The sequence below is a fragment of the Bacillus sp. AC266 genome (genome assembly GCF_979253805.1).
The window spans coordinates 177,044-194,798 of sequence record NZ_CEEDEC010000008.1 but is presented as its reverse complement, the minus strand read 5'-3'; the positions used below and the strand labels follow the sequence as shown (position 1 = coordinate 194,798).

The following is a 17,755-nucleotide window of genomic DNA, read 5'->3' as shown; positions in this document are numbered from 1 at the left end:
TACATTCATTATGACAAGAGAAAGGATATCAATAAGGGTATGAAACTTGGTGCTCGCATTTTAAAAACGGGTATTGCCATTACATTAGCTTTATTTGCTTGTATTTTACTTCAATTACCGAGTCCTGTATTTGCGGGAATCTCAGCTATCTTTGCTGTTCAACCGTCTGTATACCGCTCGTATTTAACTGCTCTTGAGCAAATTCAAGCAAACGTAATTGGTGCTGTATTCGCTATCGTATTTGCTACTGCTTTTGGACATAATCCTTTTATTATTGGATTAACGTGTATATTAGTAATTGCTCTTACTTTACAATTACGCTTAGAAAAAACAATATCACTCGCTTTAGTAACAGTTATCGCCATTATGGAGTATCAAGGCGAAGATTTCTTTAATTTTGCCTTACTTCGATTCGCGACGATTATGATTGGAATTATTGCGGCTTCGCTTGTAAATTTAGTATTTATGCCGCCAAAATATGAAACAAAACTTTACCATCGCATCGTTGATAATACAGAGGAAATTGTTAAATGGATTCGTATGAACAGTAGGCAAGCTTCTGATTTTACAACGCTAAAAACCGATATTGATCGCATGAAAGAAAAAATGATTAAACTAAATCATTACTATTTGCTGTATAAAGAAGAAAGAAGCTATACGAAAAAAATACAATTCGCGAAAATTCGTAAGCTCGTTTTATTCAGACAAATGTTAGCGACAACAAGCCGCGCTTTAAGCACGTTAAAATCATTACATCGCACCGAAAATGAACTGCGCTATATGCCAGAAGAGTTTCAGGAATCTATTCAAAACGAACTTGATTCATTAACGCATTATCACGAACAAGTGTTATTAAAATTTATTGGTAAAGCAAAGAAACAACAATCCGTTGAGATGCTTGATGAAGTTGAAACCGGTAAACAAGAATTGATTGATATCTTTATGGATTATCAAAATAAAGACGATGAGGAAGCATATAAAATATGGTTACACCTCTTCCCTCTTATTTCTTCAATTATTAACTACAGTGAGGAAGTAGAGCATTTAGATTTACTTGTGGATAGCTTCTACACATACCATAAACCAGAAAGCGAACTCCAAATCGAAGATAAAAAAGAAGACGAATAAAAAACAGCTCCTTTTACGCTAAAGGAGCTGTTTCTGTTATATGCTGAAGTTGATATAGATTGTAATAAAATCCCCTCTTTTTCATTAACTCTTCATGAGAACCCTTTTCTTTTATTTCACCATCTTCAACATAAATAATTGTATCAACATGCGTAATCGTCGCTAATCGATGTGCAATAATAATTGTTGTCCGATCTGCAGCTAACGTTTGCAGTGCCTCTTGAATATATCGTTCATTTTCTAAATCTAAAGCGGAAGTTGCTTCATCTAATATAAGTAAAGACGGATTCTTTAGAAAAACCCGTGCGATTGCTACACGCTGTCTTTGTCCACCAGATAATTTCACACCACGTTCCCCAACGACAGTATCATAGCCCTCTGGCAACTCTGTAATAAAATTATGAATTTGTGCAGCTTTGGCAGCTGAAATCACTTCCGCCTCTGTAGCTTTCGGATTGCCATATAAAATATTAGCCCCGATTGTATCGCTAAATAATAAATTATCTTGTAGCACAATTCCAATATGACTACGTAAATTTCTCATATTATACTTTCTTACATCTATCCCGTCTATATAAACTGCACCTTCAGAAACATCGTAAAAACGCGGAATTAAACTAGCAAGAGATGACTTTCCTCCTCCGCTTGCCCCTACAAGCGCAACCTTCTCTCCCAGGCGCATAGTTAATGACAGATTATGCAATATTTCTTTTTCATCCGCATTATAACGAAAAGAAACATTATCAAATATAACTTCCCCATCTAGCCTTTTCGTTTGCACCGCATTTGGCACATTAACAATATCGTATTTTTCATCCAACAATTCAAACACTCGATCCATCGAGGCGAAAGACTGTGTTAATGTTGTAGATGAATTAACAAGGCGACGAAGCGGACTATATAAACTATCCATATATCCAACAAAAGCAACCATCGTACCCAGTGTTAACGACCCTTGAATTACCTCATATGCCGCAAAACCAATAACAAGTAACGGCCCTAAATCCGTTAACGTATTCACTACCGAAAACGTTCTCGCCGTCCAACTCGTATGAGTTAGTGCTTTCGTTAAAAATTCATTATTTCTCTTTTCAAACTGTCCTCTTTCATACTCTTCTAATGCAAAACTACGTGTCACTTGCATCCCTTGAATACGTTCATGTAAATACCCTTGCATAGTTGCTAGCGCTTGCGAGCGCTCTTTCGTCAATTTTCGAAGGCGCCCGAAAAAATATTTCACTGCAACTACATAAATAGGTAAGATTAATAAAGCAACAAAGGTTAATTTTATATTCATAGAAAACATAACGATAATGGCAATAACAATTGTTGCAGTATCTAACCAGACATTCATAAGACCAGTAATTACAAAGTCCTTCGTTTGTTCTACATCATGGATTACACGTGAAATAAGCTCCCCTGTTTTTGTGTTCGAATAATAACGTAAGCTTAATTTTTGCAAGTGCCCAAAAATGTATTTTCGTAAATCGTATAGTATTGTATTGGCAATGCGCTGCGCGAAATATTGACGATAATATTCTATCGGCGGTCTTACTACTGCAAAAATAAAAAAAGCAATCCCAATTGCGGTTATTAATTGAGACGTTTTTTCTTGAAGCGATCCCGTGCCTTGAATAACATCATCAATAATATACTTTAATAACCATGGCATAATAAGCGGGATACCGAACTTCACAAGACCAATAATAATTGTAATAGCAATAAGCCATCGATATGGTTTAACAAATTGTAAATATCTTTTTATACCTTGCACATAATCCCCCCTCTAATAGGACAAACCTGCCGGGAAATTCCCTGCAGGTTTGTTTTAATTTCTGTACATTAAATATCTTTCGTACCACATATCTACGAAATCCGGTGCGAATGGACCTTTTCTTTGATGAATCCACTGTGTTAAATGTGCTACATTTCGTTTTAAAATTGTATCAATAACAGGTGGATACTGCATGATTTGACTATGCTTTTCATACTCATCTTCATCCAAAAGTGTATATGTCATATCTGGGTACACTTTAATGTCTAAGTCGTAATCAATATACTTTAATGCTTCAGAGTCATATGCAAAAGGAGAACTTAAATTACAATAATAATATACTCCTTCTTCTCTCAGCATTCCAATTACATTAAACCAATAATTAGCATGGAAGTAACAAATCGCAGGTTCGCGAGTAACCCATGTTCGACCATCTGATTCCGTAACTACTGTACGATCATTTGCTCCGATCACAAGGCTCTGCGTCCCTTTTAAAATTGTTGTCTCTTCCCACATTCTATGAATGGAGCCATTATGTTTATAACTATGTATTTGTACCTTTTCTCCTTCTTTGGGAAATCCCATATATGCTCCCTTCTTTCAACCGCAAATGCTTTTCTTAAGTTGTCTTAACTACCCCTTGAACTGCATTCACTTTTTTTCTATTATAACTTTTTTGTCAAAATTTTAAAACTAAAGCGATAGGACACTTGTTTTCATGAGGAATATAATGAAGTTTGTATTATTGAATACCACATCACTAACCCTTTTAACGAAGGAACATTTCCTATGAATTAGCAATACGTATTTTAGAAGATTAAACGAAGATATAACAAAAAGAAAAGCCCCCTCACCTCTGTTTAAGAAAGGACTTTTCACCTAAAATCAACAACATATCTCACCCTTAATTTGAAATTATTTTTTCGGTTTCAAAAGATTGAATCACATTATTCGTTTGCTGTTCAAATTTTTCATGCAAAAGTTTTAATGCTATTTCTGTTCTGTATATTTCTTGACGGATAAAATGCAATTCTTTTTTATCGCACGTATCCCTTCCACTCATTTCAATTTGCTGATACTTCTCTAAATGTGATTGTAACTTTAAAAGCTCATCCATCGTTTCCAACTGCTCTCCTACCAACTTATCAAAATCGTTCATCACTTACCCCCTTTTTAATTCATTCGCCATTTATAATTCCTATTACATATTTTCTAATCGTGAACTTCTTTCTCCTTTGACTATATTTGTTGACTTATTAGAAGTTATGTCGTTCCCTTTATTTTCATTACAGTGACACGCACACAAAGAAAACACTTCTCTCGAATTGGAGAAGTGTTTTTCTTTCATTACTCGTTTGAACTAGAAGATTGTGATTGTTTTGCAGCTGATTGTGCATTTTGTTTTTTCACTGCATGCACATCTGTTTCAGTTGCAAACTCTGTACCATAACTAGCATTTGCACTTTGAGCAGCAGAAGCTTGTGCTTTCTGTGCCTCTGATTGTGCGTTCGCTTGTTTTACTGCTTGTACATTCGTTTCAGTTGCAAACTCTGTACCATAGCTAGCATTTGTACTTTGAATGCTAGCACCAGAAGTTGCCTTATTATAACCTTGTTGTTTTTTACTCATCTTTCTCACCTCCACAATCAATAATGTAACCAATTCACTTAGAAGTTATCCCTAATTTTCTTTTTAAAAATTCACGTATATATCTCTTATCACTCATTCAAACTACATATGATGGAGGTGGGAATATGTATACTGGACGTGATATGACTGAGCTAACTATGATTTCCAAAAATGAATGGAAAGAGGATGAATTAGCTTATTTTCATCATTCATTTCAGCAAATTATGCCTTATCTAAATGTAGAGGGACAAACGATTTATAAAGAAGTTGTTAAAGAAATCGAGTCACGGGGCGGATTATAAACGCGTGGATTTTCAACCTCAAAATACAAATTTATTTTCAATATAAAAAAACGTGTTCCAAAGTTCTGGAACACGTTTTTTATTATTTATCCCGCTATTTGCCGGGCAGTAAGACCCCACCTCAAAATGCAGCGAAAGCAAAGAAGTTAGGTTGGGGTCGGGCTGCCCATAAAAGCCCGATTGGTGAGGGCTAATAATCAGTGGGGGATGAAGAAAACCCCCACTGATTAAAGTTTCACTTTACTGCATTGTAATTTTCTCAACACACTTTTCGTAAATTGTACGATGTGATTTCGAGAAAGGTAACTGTTCAAACGCTTCTTTCGATACAAACTTTAATGTATCCGTTTCGACAATATTACCTGTTACTTTTCCGTAAAATATGAAGATATCCCAAGTACGATGTGTAAAAGTATGTTGTACATTCATCGCGTATTCATCAATAGAAACAGAGAGATCAAAGCTCTCATTCATATAATCCGTAAGCTGTTGTTTTTGATTACGAATACCTTCACTTAGTTCAATATTCGGGAACTCCCACATATTAGCCAGTAATCCCGTACTTGGGCGTTTATTAATTACGTAACGGCCATCTTCAGTTTGAAGTACTCCCGCAACGAGCGGTACCATTGTAGGTGCTTTCGCTTTACTCTTCACTGGTAGTTCTTTTTGAACACCTTCAGCATACCCTCTGCAATGTTCACGTACAGGACAAAGTAAACAAGATGGATTTTTCGGTATACAAATTAATGCCCCTAATTCCATCAAACCTTGGTTAAAATAAGATGGATTTTCTATAGAAATAATTTCACGCACAATCTCTTCAAAAACTTTTCTCGTTTTCGGTTTTGCAATATCATCCCACACTGATAAAATACGAGATAATACGCGCATAACATTTCCATCAACCGCTGGCTCTGGTATGCCATATGCAATACTTAAAATGGCACCTTTTGTATATGGTCCCACTCCTTTTAATTTTTCAATTTTCTTTACATCGCTCGGTACTGTCCCGCCGTATACTTCTTTTACCTCTTTTACTGCAGCATGTAAATTTCGTGCTCTAGAATAATAACCTAAGCCTTCCCATGCTTTTAATACTTCTTCATCATCGGCAGTTGCTAGCGCTTCAAGCGTAGGAAACTTCCCCATAAAATTTGCGTAATATGGTTTTACAGCCTCTACCCTTGTTTGCTGTAACATAATTTCTGAAACCCAAACACGGTATGGATCTTTATTTTTTCGCCACGGTAAATCACGTTGTTCTTTTTCAAACCAACCAATTAAATCATTTTGAAACTGTTCTATGTTAAACTCATTTAATATTTCAAGTGTCAAACTTGATCCCCCTCATTTTTTTGCATATACGTACTATTATAAAGATTTTAGGAAAAAATTTAAGTAAGATGACATAGGAAATAGAAGGCAAAGGACTTGAGGTATCGAATAAAAAGAGTTACATTAATAAAAAACGGAGGTGGATTTCTATGGACACAGCCACTCACCTTGTTATGGGCGTTACTCTAGGCAGTTTGGCAACATTAGATCCAGCTATAGCACAAAGTGATATTGGGCCACAAGCAGTGATGCTTGCAACAATTGCCGGTTCCAATATTCCTGACATCGATACAGTTTTAAAATTGCGTAATAACGCTAAATATATAAGAAATCATCGCGGGATTACTCATTCCATCCCTGCAGTGATCCTTTGGTCACTCCTTATAAGTGGCATCTCTTTCGCCTTCTTTTCAGACGCTCCCTATCTGCATCTACTACTTTGGTCATTTATTGCCGTCTTTCTTCATGTCTTTGTGGATATTTTCAATGCCTATGGTACACAGGCATTAAGGCCCTTCACAAAAAAATGGGTAGCGCTCGGCATAATTAATACGTTTGATACTGTCATTTTCTTTATCCATATACTTGCTATCGCCTGTATGCTTGTCGGAGCACATAAAGGCTATACTGCTTTAGCGGCGTATATATTAATGTTTGTTTACTATATCGGCCGCATTATGATGCATCGAAATATTAAAAGTGTAGTATACAAACGTTTCAAAAATGTAGAGAAAGTAATTATTTCTCCTTCTTACAAATTTTATCATTATCATTTAGCCGTCGTTACAACTGAACATTACTACGTCGCAAGATGGCACCGCGGTAACATCCTTGTATACGATAAATTCGATCGCGTACTGTTCCCGAATACCGCCATTATGCAAGCCGCTGTGCGAGATGAAAATATATCTGCTTTCTTATCTTTCTCGCCTGTATATCGCTGGGATATTTTCGATTATGATAACTATTATGAAGTTCGATTTATTGATTTGCGGTATCGAAGTAAAGATTATTATCCATTCGTCGCAATTGTTCAGCTCGATCAAAATTTAAATATTATTAGTTCATATACAGGATGGATTTTCAGCGAAGAGAAACTTCGGAAGAAACTGGAATTGCTTCCACATTAAAAAAAGCGACCTACGTCGCTTTTTTTAATGTTTCAAATGATCTTCTTGATTGATTAAATGGCTATACTTCGGATTATTTGTACGCATTTCATGAAGGCGCCCTCCATGATTATTAACCCATGTTCGTACCACTTGTTCAGTCATTTCCTCACCTTGGTAACGACCTGATTTAGCATAAGTTGTTCGGAAGTCTTCCCACAATAATTCAACCCATGCACGAGCTTGTGCGTAAGAAAGGTTGTCATTTTTATCTAATAATTCTTTCGTTAATGTTTCATAAATATCATTCATGTTCTATTCTCCTTTTACCTATTTATTCCCTTAATTTCTAAAGGATAGTTTCTTCTATTTTGCACATTCTATAAGTGATACTTCTTAAAGGGGTATCGACTGATAGTGAGGGGGCGTTCTTAATGGGTAGACAAGCCGAATTTTGGTCTGAGTCAAAAAACAACAGCAAAATCGACGGTCAACCGAAAGCGAAATCACGCTTCGCTTCGAAACGACCTAACGGCACAATTAACACGCACCCACAAGAGCGTATGCGTGCTGCAAATCAGCAGGAAGAGTAGTACAAATTAAATTCCTACACGAGGTGATAAAGATGAGCTACCGTGACCATTTAGATCGTCGTTCTGAATTATTTAACCATACGTGGACTCGTCCAAAACATGCGAAAGCGCAAGTTAATGGACAGACGCAACAAACCCAGTCTCTCATTATACTGGCAAACGAATGTAAAAAACGCCAATTTTAGAATCTCCTATCTCCTTTAACGCCTACCAAAGATGAAAACCAGAGAGATATTCACTCTCTGGTTTTTATTTTTCCTGCAGCAAGGAAATTGGTATTCCAATCTCTTCATTATCATTTTGCTTATATCCCCAAGCAAATACCCCATTGAAATACGTAATTTTAAATACCACACCAGGTTCTTCTACTAATTCATATGTCTCACCAATATGGAATTTATTTATATCTATCATATAAGCACGAGCCATAGCCATTTTTCTCATTAATACATCGAATTCATTTACAATTCCAAGTTGCTCAGCCTTTACTGCTTGCTCCTTCAAAACCCCAATTTCTTCCCTTAACTCATGTGGTGTCATTTCACTGTAGCGTTTTGGCGTACCCATCTTATTTCCTCATCCCTCTTCACGTTTCATTTGTAAAAATATATCTATCTCATCAATAGAGAATCCTTTTCGATATAACGCTTGCTTCACCTTATTTTCGAATGTCCAACCATCATACTTCTTATATTTCTCATAATATTTATTCCCATGATAGTGTAACGCTTCTTGTTGCTGTTCGTCATCTTTTTCGTCTTTCAATTCTTCCAAGCAAATTTGAATCACATCTCTAGAATATCCTTTACGAACAAGCATTTCATCTAACTTTAGCTTCATTTGTAAAAATGAATGCTTTTGATAAGATTTTTTCTTCTTTTCTATAAGAAACAAAGCATTCTCCATTTGCTTCTCCTTTGGATACTCTTGTAAACTATGTGTAATGATTAAATCCTGAACACCTTTACTTAATAGCCCTCTCCTAATAACAGTTGGACCTTTTTGATTCACATTACTTTGCGTTCGCACGTATGAAATAGCGTACTCTTTATCATTAATATATCGATCATGTAATAATTTCGAAACGACTTCAGAGATGATGGCCTGTCCCACTTCTTTTTTTCGTAAGAAATCTTCTATTTCTTGTTTTGTTCTCATTTGATAGGATAAATAGGAAATCGCTTGTAAATATGCTTTTTGTACCTCTTCATTGTACAAAATATTCCCTAACGCTACTTCATCAATTTCTAAGCCTTTTTGTAACCCATGTTTCATTAAGATTGATTGATTCACACTAAACCCGTACTCTTCGCCTTGACCTTTATCAATATAAATATTAAATCGTTCTTTCGATCGTTTTTGCACTTCTATTTTTGTAATGACAGTCATACTCTCACCTCTCTATTATTTTAACATAGTCAAGGAACGTTTTTTCTTTTCAAGAATATATATAATGAGGAGGAAATAATTGTGAAAATCGCAATTTCTGGTGGCTCTGGCTTTATAGGCAAATCCCTTTCTAGTTTTTTTATTCAAAAGGGATTTACTGTTTACATTCTTACTCGAAAAAAAATTGCTGAAACTTCACACACTAACCTTCAATACGTACAGTGGACACCGGATTTACAGACCTTCCCTCTCTCCTCTATCGATGTAGTTATTAATCTAGCTGGAGAATCTATTAATAGTAGATGGACAAAAAAACAAAAAGAATCAATTTTAAACAGTAGAATTCAAACAACAAAAGGACTCATTAAACAATTACAAACCCTTGAAACAAAGCCACACACATTTATTAATGCAAGTGCCATTGGATACTATGGGACATCTGAAACCGAATCTTTTACAGAACAGCAAGAGACTCCAGGAGATGACTTTTTAGCAAACACAGTATATTTGTGGGAGCAAGAAGCATCTAAAGCCCGCTCCATTGGAATAAGAACTGTCTACACAAGATTTGGAGTCGTATTGGGCGCAGATGGAGGAGCTCTTCCAAAAATGCTACTTCCCTATCAATTATATATCGGCGGTACACTTGGATCTGGAAACCAATGGTTATCATGGATTCATATAGACGATGTCGTTCGCATGATTGAGTTCATCATTCACAAAAAAGAAATTGACGGACCTTTTAATATTACAGCGCCAACGCCAATACGGATGAAAGAGTTCGGTGAAATTATTGCCACTATAACTAGGCGACCTCATTGGCTACCTGTTCCTTCATTTGTACTTCGCGCTTTACTCGGTGAGATGAGTATACTTGTATTAGAAGGGCAACATGTATTACCCAATAAAGCTATTAAACATGGATATCAATACACATTTCCAACAGTTAACCATGCATTACAAAATATCCTCTTGCATACAATGTAGTACTTTTAAAATACAGTTTTACGGGTAGTCTATCTCCTCCAAGACTTCTTACTTTTTAAACACCGGAGCATTACTACACGAAAAACCTTTCAGTTACTTTGTCTAAACCTATTCTACACATTACAAGGTGACGGAAATGAGGTCTCTATGAAAATATTGCTCAAACAAGCCATTGTATATCCTATTACATCCCAAAAGTTTCAAGGAGATGTACTCGTTATAGGAGAACGCATTGCCGCGGTCAAACCTCATATTGATACTACTCAGGATATGACCGTTATAGATGCACGAGCTCTTCATCTCTTGCCTGGATTTATTGATGTTCATACTCACCTTGGCCTCTACGATGAAGGTACTGGTTGGGCTGGTAATGATGCAAATGAAACATCCGAAGTTTCAACACCACATATCCGTTCTTTAGACGGGATTCATCCTTTTGATATTGCATTTCAAGACGCTGTACAAAATGGTGTTACGACTGTTCACGTGATGCCCGGAAGCCAAAACATTATCGGCGGTACTACTTGCGTAATAAAAACTGCTGGAACTTGTATTGATCATATGATTATTCAGGAACCTGCTGGTTTAAAAATTGCCTTTGGAGAAAATCCTAAAAAGTTCCATAGCAACGGCACAAAAGAATCAATAACACGTATGGGAATTATGGGGTTACTTCGTGAATCATTCTATGACGCACAACACTACGGGCATGAAGCTGATTTTCGAATGCTACCTATTTTAAAAGCACTCCGCCGAGAAATACCGGTACGTATCCACGCTCACCGCGCAGATGATATCACTTCAGCCTTACGCTTTGCGACAGAATTCAATCTTGATTTACGTATTGAACATTGTACAGAAGGACACTTTATTGTTGAAGAGCTTTCGAAACACAATTTAAAAGTTTCAGTTGGACCTACTCTTACGCGACGTTCGAAAATCGAACTTAAAAACAAAACGTGGGATACTTATCATATTTTATCGAAAAATGGAGTAGAAGTTTCTATTACAACCGACCACCCTTATACACCCATTCAATATTTAAATGTTTGCGCTGCCATTGCAGTAAGAGAAGGATTAGATGAGAAAACAGCGTTGGAAGGAATCACTATTTTCCCAGCTCGAAATTTACGTTTGGAGGATAGAATTGGAAGCATTGATGTTGGAAAAGATGCTGACCTCGTGTTATGGACACATCATCCTTTCCATTATTTAGCCAAGCCTGTACTCACTATGATTGACGGAAAAATAATTTACAAAAAAAATAAAAAAAACTAGTTTATTTTTTTGACTAGATACAGTATTATACGATTATAAACTGAATGAAACCATAATCAATTTGTGTCGTGATTATCATTTTCAAATTGATGAATGGGGAAGGCAAATGGTGCGCCACCAGCGTTAGAAACTGGTTCTAGTGGGTTCGATTCCCACCCCGAAATTTTTTAAAGATTGATATAAAAATTTCGAGGGTGGGTGCTTTTTCGTCATGCTACCCTCGTGTGAGGAGGAGTTAGTGTGTTGAAAAAACGCGACTTACACGACAGCCACGTTCTATACGAATTAATGGTGGATCCTGCTGTCTTCCCTTTTGTGCGTCAAAAGGCCTATTCTTATGAAGAATATTTATTTTTAACGAAACAAACAATCGAAGCCGAAGAGCGTGGAGAATTAATCTCACGCACAATTTTAGATGAATGGGGTAACCCCATCGGCACAATTACTTTATTTGATGTGCAAGAAAAAGCTGGATTCCTCGGAACTTGGCTTGGCAAACCATATCATGGTAAAGGATATAATAAATTGGCGAAAGATTCATTTTTTAGCGAACTTTTCTATGAATTAGATATTGAAACGATTTTTATGCGTATTCGTAAAATAAATATTCGGTCTATTAAAGCTGCCGAAAAACTACAATATGTAAATCTAGCAAACGAAACAAGAAAAGCCGTTTATGATGAAATTAACGCGCATGAAGAAGTATATAATTTATATGAAATTCCAAAAGATCAGTATACACTTGCAACAATGCGAGATACAACATTCCAAGAAGCACACCAATTAAAAGAAGCGTAATCTAAAAATTCAGAAATGATAATTAATCATTACTAGTTTGACATATATGTATATCACCCCATGTCTTTGGAAACGATAGATAGTGACTTTAGGACACGAGGTGATTTGTAATGGATAAAAGGAAACGTGATAAAGCAAAAAACACATTATCTAGTACACAAGAAGTTCTCTATCAGCGAGAATTTCGAAAAGCAGATCGTGCAGCGGGCTATCGCTCAAAAAGTATTTAAAGTGAAACTGAATAATTAGAAGGTTTCCCCCCTAATTATTCAGTTTCATTACATAAGATTTTCCAATGAATTAGTAAAAAAGGTTCCTTATTTATAAGGAACCTTTTTTGTGGACAACCTTATCCACAAAAAACGTAGAATTGTGCATAAATTACAAAAGTATTTTACGAATTCATTTATTTAAATGAATTCGTAACGTGAGAATTGTGGATAATTTTCTAAAAATTGTGGATTATGTGGATATAGCTGTTAATATTCCGATTTTACTGTCCAATGAAGGCGTAATCCCTTGTGGATAAAGTGAAACTTTAATCAGTCGGAGTTTTGTTTATCCCCACTGATTATTAGCCCTCACCAATCGGGCTTTTGCGGGATAAGTTAATAATTCACGTTTATTTTTTTACAACAATAAAAAAAACCCTCTTTAAATGCTTAAAAGAGGGTTTCATATTAAGTAAAAGATTCGGCAAGAACTGGTGATTTAATAGGTATATGATTCGGCTCTGCATGATTTTCTGCCAAAATTGTATCCACAATATGACCAGCTGGCTCAGGACGATAAATACTTTTCATTGCTTCTTTCATCTGAAGAAGCTTCATATCATCTTGTAATAACGCCTCTGTTTTTGCAAAAACTTCACTATCATCACGAATTACAACTGCAGCCCCTTTTTTTTCAAAATACAACGCATTTTCATTCTCTTGTCCTGGGACAGGTTTATATAAAATGACGGGTACTTGTAATGCTGCTGCTTCGCTTAATGTAATACCACCTGGCTTCGTAATCATACAAGAAGTAACACGGAACAATTCATCAATGTTTTCAACATAACCAAATACTTTTAAAGCATCAGAACTTTGTTCCTGTAGTTCCATTAAATCCTGCTTTAAAGCTTCGTTTTTCCCACAAACGACAACTACTTGTAAGTTTGGTACTGACATAAATGACTGGCATAGCTCTTTTACACTCCCTAGCACACCATGAGCACCTGCTACAATTAGTAACATCTTTTTATCCTTACATAACTGATATTTATTATATATAATTGCTGGATTTATCTTTAGCTCAAAACTGCTACGAATCGGAATCCCTGTTTCAACAATTTGTTCTGCAGGTACACCGATATCAACCATCACTTTTTTCACATGATCGGTTGCTACAAAATAACGATCTACTTCTCGATGGATCCATATTTTATGCACGCAAAAATCCGTTAATACGTTATAAACAGGAATAGAAATACCTATTTGCTTTTTCAATTCTGGTACAGCGATGATTGGAAAGGTATTAATAACAATATCCGGTTTCTCCACCTGTAATAGCGTCTTCAAACGCTTTCTCCCAAAATTCGCATACCAAGATGCTATTTTTTTATCATAAATTTTCTCTACACCATAATAAAACAAACGATATAATTCTTTTCCTACCGTATAGCTTTTTAAATATAAATATTTTGTAATATCGGTTATAACTGGATGTGATTCTCCAAACAAGTCGCATACAATTACATCTTCGATTCCTTTTTGGCGAAATGTTTGTTCTAATGTTTTTGCCACTTGCACATGACCGTTACCGTAATGTGCAGTTAATATTAAAACCTTGGGGTTTTTTATCAAACAAATCCACTCCTAGCTTTTTGTTTCTCCATATTGCATATACGACAATAGGAAAAACATTTTCCTTAAAAACTACATACTCGGATTCTAATACTTTCCTGTTAGCTATGTATCTGTCGTGGATATGCAAAGCATATAAGATTGACCCCTTAATCCTATCTGTGCTCATATCTTTACATTATACTTTCCTATAAGAGCTTTCGCAATAACTTACAAATGTTCTATATTCCATAATACTCACTCTTTTACTTCTTAATTCTTTTTACTATTTTGATTTCCCTTTACAATTATGTAAATTTCTCCGCTTATTCTTTACAAAAATATGGATATTCCCTTTTCAGTATACTCTTTTCTAAATATATACTCTAGATTTTATTATGAAGAAACAAAAAGCCTAACCAAATGTTTAGGTTAGACTGCTTGTAAAATATGTTTTGCATGTTCAACATTTTCTTCTGTCGGTGGATTCACATCCGCAAGTGGATACTTATGTCCAAGTGCCTCCCATTTATAAACACCGAGCTTATGATATGGCAGCACTTCCACTTTCTTAACATTAGATAGACTTTGAATAAAGTTTGATAATTTTTGCAAATCCTCTTCACCATCGGTAACACCGGGAACCAATACATGTCTTACCCAAATTGGTTTCTTTATATCCGATAAATAACGAGCAAATTGTAAAATGTGTTCATTTGGTTTCCCTGTTAATTTACGATGTTTCTTTGAATCAATATGCTTCAAATCCAATAAAACTAACTCTGTATACTCCATTAAAATATCTAGCTTATTTTGGAATTCTGGTTCTTCAGAATAACAACCGCCAGAAGAATCGATTGTTGTATGGATACCAGCTTCTTTGCACTTTTTAAACAACTGGGTTAAGAAGTCTAGCTGTAATAGTGGCTCTCCACCGCTAACTGTTATACCGCCTCCAGAAGCTTCAATAAATGGAAGGTAACATGTCACATCCTGCATCACTTCTTCAACTGTTATTTCTTTACCTTTACCGATTTCCCATGTATCAGCATTATGACAATATTGACAACGTAATAAACACCCTTGTGTAAATATGACATAACGAATCCCTGGGCCATCAACAGTACCACAAGACTCTACAGAATGTATTCTTCCTTTTACCATGTTACTTCCTCCTTTATTGAAACAGCCTCCCTCCGCTATATATTAAAAGCAGAGGGACACTTTTTTCACTTACATGCTTTCATGCATTGTACGGTTTATTACATCAATTTGTTGTTCACGAGTTAATTTAATAAAGTTAACAGCGTAACCAGATACACGAATTGTTAATTGTGGATATTTTTCAGGATGCTCCATTGCATCCATTAATGTTTCACGGTTAAATACGTTAATATTTAAGTGGTGTCCTTCTTTTATTGCATATCCATCAAGCATAGATACTAAGTTTCGTACTTGTACATCATCTTCTTTACCAAGTGCTTTTGGAATAATAGAGAATGTATTTGAAATACCATCTTGTGCATCTTCATATGGTAATTTAGCTACAGATAATAATGATGCTAATGCACCTTTTGTATCACGGCCATGCATTGGGTTTGCGCCCGGTGCAAATGGTTCTCCAGTACGACGTCCATCTGGAGTGTTACCAGTTTTCTTACCGTATACAACGTTAGATGTGATTGTTAAGATTGACATTGTATGAACAGAATTACGGTATGTTTTATGTTTGCGAATCTTGTTCATAAATGTTTTCACAAGATTTACTGCGATTTCATCTACACGATCATCATTGTTACCGTATTTAGGGAAATCTCCCTCAATTTCGAAATCAACTGCAATACCATTTTCATCACGAATTGGTTTTACTTGTGCATATTTAATTGCACTTAAAGAGTCTGCTACTACAGATAATCCAGCGATACCTGTTGCCATTGTACGAAGAACATTTGTATCGTGAAGTGCCATTTCAATACGTTCATAGCTATATTTATCGTGCATATAGTGAATTACATTTAATGTATTTAAGTATAGACCAGCTAACCATTCCATTGTCATATCGAATTTACGCATAACTTCTTCATAATCTAATACTTCAGAAGTAATTGGTGCGTATTCAGGACCAACTTGTGCTTTTGACTTTTCATCTTTACCACCGTTAACCGCATATAGTAATGCTTTCGCTAAGTTTGCACGTGCTCCGAAGAACTGCATTTGTTTACCAATTCTCATTGCTGATACACAACAAGCAATACCGTAGTCATCACCGTAGTCAGCACGCATAATGTCATCATTTTCGTATTGAATTGCTGATGTTTTAATAGACATTTTTGCACAGTAGTTTTTAAAGTTCTCTGGTAATTGTTTAGACCAAAGAACTGTTAAGTTTGGTTCTGGTGCTGGTCCTAAATTATCTAATGTATGCAAGAAACGGAATGAGTTTTTTGTTACTAACGGACGACCGTCTAACGCCATACCACCGATAGATTCAGTTACCCAAGTTGGGTCTCCAGAGAATAGTTCATTATAATCAGGTGTTCTTGCAAATTTCACAAGACGTAATTTCATAATGAAATGGTCAACAATTTCTTGTGCTTTTTCTTCTGTTAAAGTACCATTTGCTAAATCTCTTTCAATGTAAACATCTAAGAATGTAGAGGTACGTCCAAGGCTCATTGCTGCCCCGTTTTGCTCTTTAATTGCTGCAAGATAAGCAAAGTATAACCATTGGAAGGCCTCTTGTGCATTTGTAGCTGGCTTAGAAATATCGAATCCATGAGAAGCAGCCATCTGTTTTAACTCTTGAAGTGCACGCATTTGCTCAGATAATTCTTCACGTAAACGCATTGTATCTTCGCTCATTACACCGCCAGTTAAATTATAATCCGCTTTTTTCGCTTCAATTAAATGATCTATACCATATAGCGCTACGCGGCGATAGTCACCGATAATACGTCCACGTCCATACGCATCTGGAAGACCAGTAATAACACCTGATTTACGAGCCGCTTTCATTTCTGGTGTGTATGCATCAAATACACCTTGATTATGAGTTTTACGCCAGTCTCTGAAAATCTTGCTAAGTTCTTTATCCATTTCATATCCATACGCTTCACAAGCTTGTTCTGCCATACGAATACCACCATATGGTTGTAAAGAACGTTTAAATGGTTTATCAGTTTGGAAACCGACCACTTTTTCAATATCTTTATTTAAATATCCTGGTTCATGTGATGTAATAGAAGAAACAATTTTTGTATCCATATCAAGAACGCCACCGTTTTCACGTTCCTTTGTTGTTAAATCCATTACTTGATCCCAAAGTTGTTTCGTTGCTTCAGTTGCTTCCGCTAAGAAAGAGTCTTCTCCCTCGTAAACGTTTACATTATTTAAAATGAAATCGCGAACATCAATCTCTGCTTTCCATTTTTCACCTTTAAAGTTTTCCCACGCGCTTTTTACATTTTCTAATACTTGAGTCATCCTAATCTCCTCCATTTTTGATTAGTACAGGACTACGTTTTTTTATATAACAGCTTACACACTTAGAATACTACTTTTTTTCGGAAGTGGACGAAATAGTTGTGACATGTTTGTGAAACGT

At 35.8% G+C, this 17,755-nt stretch carries 20 protein-coding genes; 9 read left to right on the top strand and 11 right to left on the bottom strand.

Annotated features, from left to right (window positions below; genetic code table 11):
• Window positions 1-39 precede the first annotated feature (39 nt).
• The gene (locus AC0IXC_RS25905; RefSeq protein WP_002063696.1) at window positions 40-1,128 is read left to right on the top strand and encodes an aromatic acid exporter family protein; all 1,089 of its coding nucleotides are present in this window, start codon (window positions 40-42) and stop codon (window positions 1,126-1,128) included.
• A gap of 13 nt (window positions 1,129-1,141) precedes the next feature.
• Here AC0IXC_RS25905 and AC0IXC_RS25900 read toward each other — a convergent pair whose 3' ends face one another.
• From AC0IXC_RS25900 to AC0IXC_RS25885, 4 genes are all read right to left on the bottom strand, one after another.
• A complete protein-coding gene (locus tag AC0IXC_RS25900; RefSeq protein ID WP_471653552.1) occupies window positions 1,142-2,902 on the bottom strand; it encodes an ABC transporter ATP-binding protein in 1,761 nt (586 codons plus the stop codon).
• Between the two features lie 54 nt (window positions 2,903-2,956).
• The gene (gene ntdP, locus AC0IXC_RS25895) at window positions 2,957-3,487 is read right to left on the bottom strand and encodes a nucleoside tri-diphosphate phosphatase (RefSeq protein ID WP_000506630.1); all 531 of its coding nucleotides are present in this window, start codon (window positions 3,485-3,487) and stop codon (window positions 2,957-2,959) included.
• A 319-nt stretch (window positions 3,488-3,806) separates the two neighbouring features.
• The gene (locus tag AC0IXC_RS25890; protein WP_002010338.1) at window positions 3,807-4,061 is read right to left on the bottom strand and encodes a YgaB family protein; all 255 of its coding nucleotides are present in this window, start codon (window positions 4,059-4,061) and stop codon (window positions 3,807-3,809) included.
• A gap of 188 nt (window positions 4,062-4,249) precedes the next feature.
• Complete coding sequence (locus AC0IXC_RS25885) at window positions 4,250-4,531, bottom strand: gamma-type small acid-soluble spore protein (RefSeq protein ID WP_002125062.1); 282 nt, start codon at window positions 4,529-4,531, stop codon at window positions 4,250-4,252.
• A 125-nt stretch (window positions 4,532-4,656) separates the two neighbouring features.
• Here AC0IXC_RS25885 and AC0IXC_RS25880 point away from each other — a divergent pair, with 125 nt between their 5' ends.
• Window positions 4,657-4,833 carry a hypothetical protein gene (locus AC0IXC_RS25880; protein ID WP_002091123.1) on the top strand — a complete coding sequence of 59 codons (177 nt, stop codon included), beginning with the start codon at window positions 4,657-4,659 and terminating at the stop codon, window positions 4,831-4,833.
• Between the two features lie 240 nt (window positions 4,834-5,073).
• Here AC0IXC_RS25880 and mutY read toward each other — a convergent pair whose 3' ends face one another.
• Complete coding sequence (mutY, locus tag AC0IXC_RS25875) at window positions 5,074-6,171, bottom strand: A/G-specific adenine glycosylase (protein ID WP_002140288.1); 1,098 nt, start codon at window positions 6,169-6,171, stop codon at window positions 5,074-5,076.
• Window positions 6,172-6,320: 149 nt separating this feature from the next.
• Between mutY and AC0IXC_RS25870 the strand changes: the two genes are divergently transcribed.
• Window positions 6,321-7,301 carry a metal-dependent hydrolase gene (locus AC0IXC_RS25870; RefSeq protein ID WP_002029634.1) on the top strand — a complete coding sequence of 327 codons (981 nt, stop codon included), beginning with the start codon at window positions 6,321-6,323 and terminating at the stop codon, window positions 7,299-7,301.
• A 24-nt stretch (window positions 7,302-7,325) separates the two neighbouring features.
• On the opposite strand, the gene AC0IXC_RS25865 is transcribed toward AC0IXC_RS25870, so the two are convergent.
• The gene (locus AC0IXC_RS25865) at window positions 7,326-7,592 is read right to left on the bottom strand and encodes a YfhJ family protein (protein ID WP_002010328.1); all 267 of its coding nucleotides are present in this window, start codon (window positions 7,590-7,592) and stop codon (window positions 7,326-7,328) included.
• A gap of 122 nt (window positions 7,593-7,714) precedes the next feature.
• On the opposite strand from AC0IXC_RS25865, the gene AC0IXC_RS25860 reads away from it, so the two are divergent.
• The gene (locus tag AC0IXC_RS25860; RefSeq protein ID WP_002010326.1) at window positions 7,715-7,873 is read left to right on the top strand and encodes a small, acid-soluble spore protein K; all 159 of its coding nucleotides are present in this window, start codon (window positions 7,715-7,717) and stop codon (window positions 7,871-7,873) included.
• Between the two features lie 32 nt (window positions 7,874-7,905).
• Window positions 7,906-8,058, top strand: a complete 153-nt coding sequence (locus AC0IXC_RS25855) for a YpzG family protein (RefSeq protein ID WP_002010325.1) — start codon at window positions 7,906-7,908, stop codon at window positions 8,056-8,058.
• Between the two features lie 64 nt (window positions 8,059-8,122).
• Here the strand turns inward: AC0IXC_RS25855 and AC0IXC_RS25850 are convergent, their stop codons facing one another.
• A complete protein-coding gene (locus tag AC0IXC_RS25850) occupies window positions 8,123-8,440 on the bottom strand; it encodes a YfhH family protein (RefSeq protein WP_002029631.1) in 318 nt (105 codons plus the stop codon).
• 9 nt (window positions 8,441-8,449) lie between these two features.
• Entirely contained in the window at window positions 8,450-9,262 is an 813-nt protein-coding gene (gene recX, locus AC0IXC_RS25845) for a recombination regulator RecX (protein WP_002029629.1), read from the bottom strand.
• A gap of 81 nt (window positions 9,263-9,343) precedes the next feature.
• On the opposite strand from recX, the gene AC0IXC_RS25840 reads away from it, so the two are divergent.
• From AC0IXC_RS25840 to AC0IXC_RS25825, 4 genes are all read left to right on the top strand, one after another.
• Window positions 9,344-10,249 carry a TIGR01777 family oxidoreductase gene (locus tag AC0IXC_RS25840; RefSeq protein ID WP_471653551.1) on the top strand — a complete coding sequence of 302 codons (906 nt, stop codon included), beginning with the start codon at window positions 9,344-9,346 and terminating at the stop codon, window positions 10,247-10,249.
• A 147-nt stretch (window positions 10,250-10,396) separates the two neighbouring features.
• A complete protein-coding gene (locus tag AC0IXC_RS25835) occupies window positions 10,397-11,527 on the top strand; it encodes an amidohydrolase (RefSeq protein ID WP_002010318.1) in 1,131 nt (376 codons plus the stop codon).
• Between the two features lie 240 nt (window positions 11,528-11,767).
• On the top strand, window positions 11,768-12,325 hold the full coding sequence (locus AC0IXC_RS25830) for a GNAT family N-acetyltransferase (protein ID WP_002091129.1): 558 nt from the start codon (window positions 11,768-11,770) through the stop codon (window positions 12,323-12,325).
• A 110-nt stretch (window positions 12,326-12,435) separates the two neighbouring features.
• Window positions 12,436-12,555, top strand: a complete 120-nt coding sequence (locus AC0IXC_RS25825) for a YfhE family protein (protein WP_002029627.1) — start codon at window positions 12,436-12,438, stop codon at window positions 12,553-12,555.
• Window positions 12,556-13,005: 450 nt separating this feature from the next.
• Here the strand turns inward: AC0IXC_RS25825 and AC0IXC_RS25820 are convergent, their stop codons facing one another.
• From AC0IXC_RS25820 to pflB, 3 genes are all read right to left on the bottom strand, one after another.
• On the bottom strand, window positions 13,006-14,172 hold the full coding sequence (locus AC0IXC_RS25820) for a diglucosyl diacylglycerol synthase (protein WP_002139554.1): 1,167 nt from the start codon (window positions 14,170-14,172) through the stop codon (window positions 13,006-13,008).
• 411 nt (window positions 14,173-14,583) lie between these two features.
• Window positions 14,584-15,315 (bottom strand): pyruvate formate-lyase-activating protein, encoded by a 732-nt coding sequence (pflA, locus tag AC0IXC_RS25815; protein WP_471653550.1) that lies wholly within the window; start codon window positions 15,313-15,315, stop codon window positions 14,584-14,586.
• 69 nt (window positions 15,316-15,384) lie between these two features.
• A complete protein-coding gene (gene pflB, locus AC0IXC_RS25810; RefSeq protein WP_002029623.1) occupies window positions 15,385-17,634 on the bottom strand; it encodes a formate C-acetyltransferase in 2,250 nt (749 codons plus the stop codon).
• Window positions 17,635-17,755 lie beyond the last annotated feature (121 nt).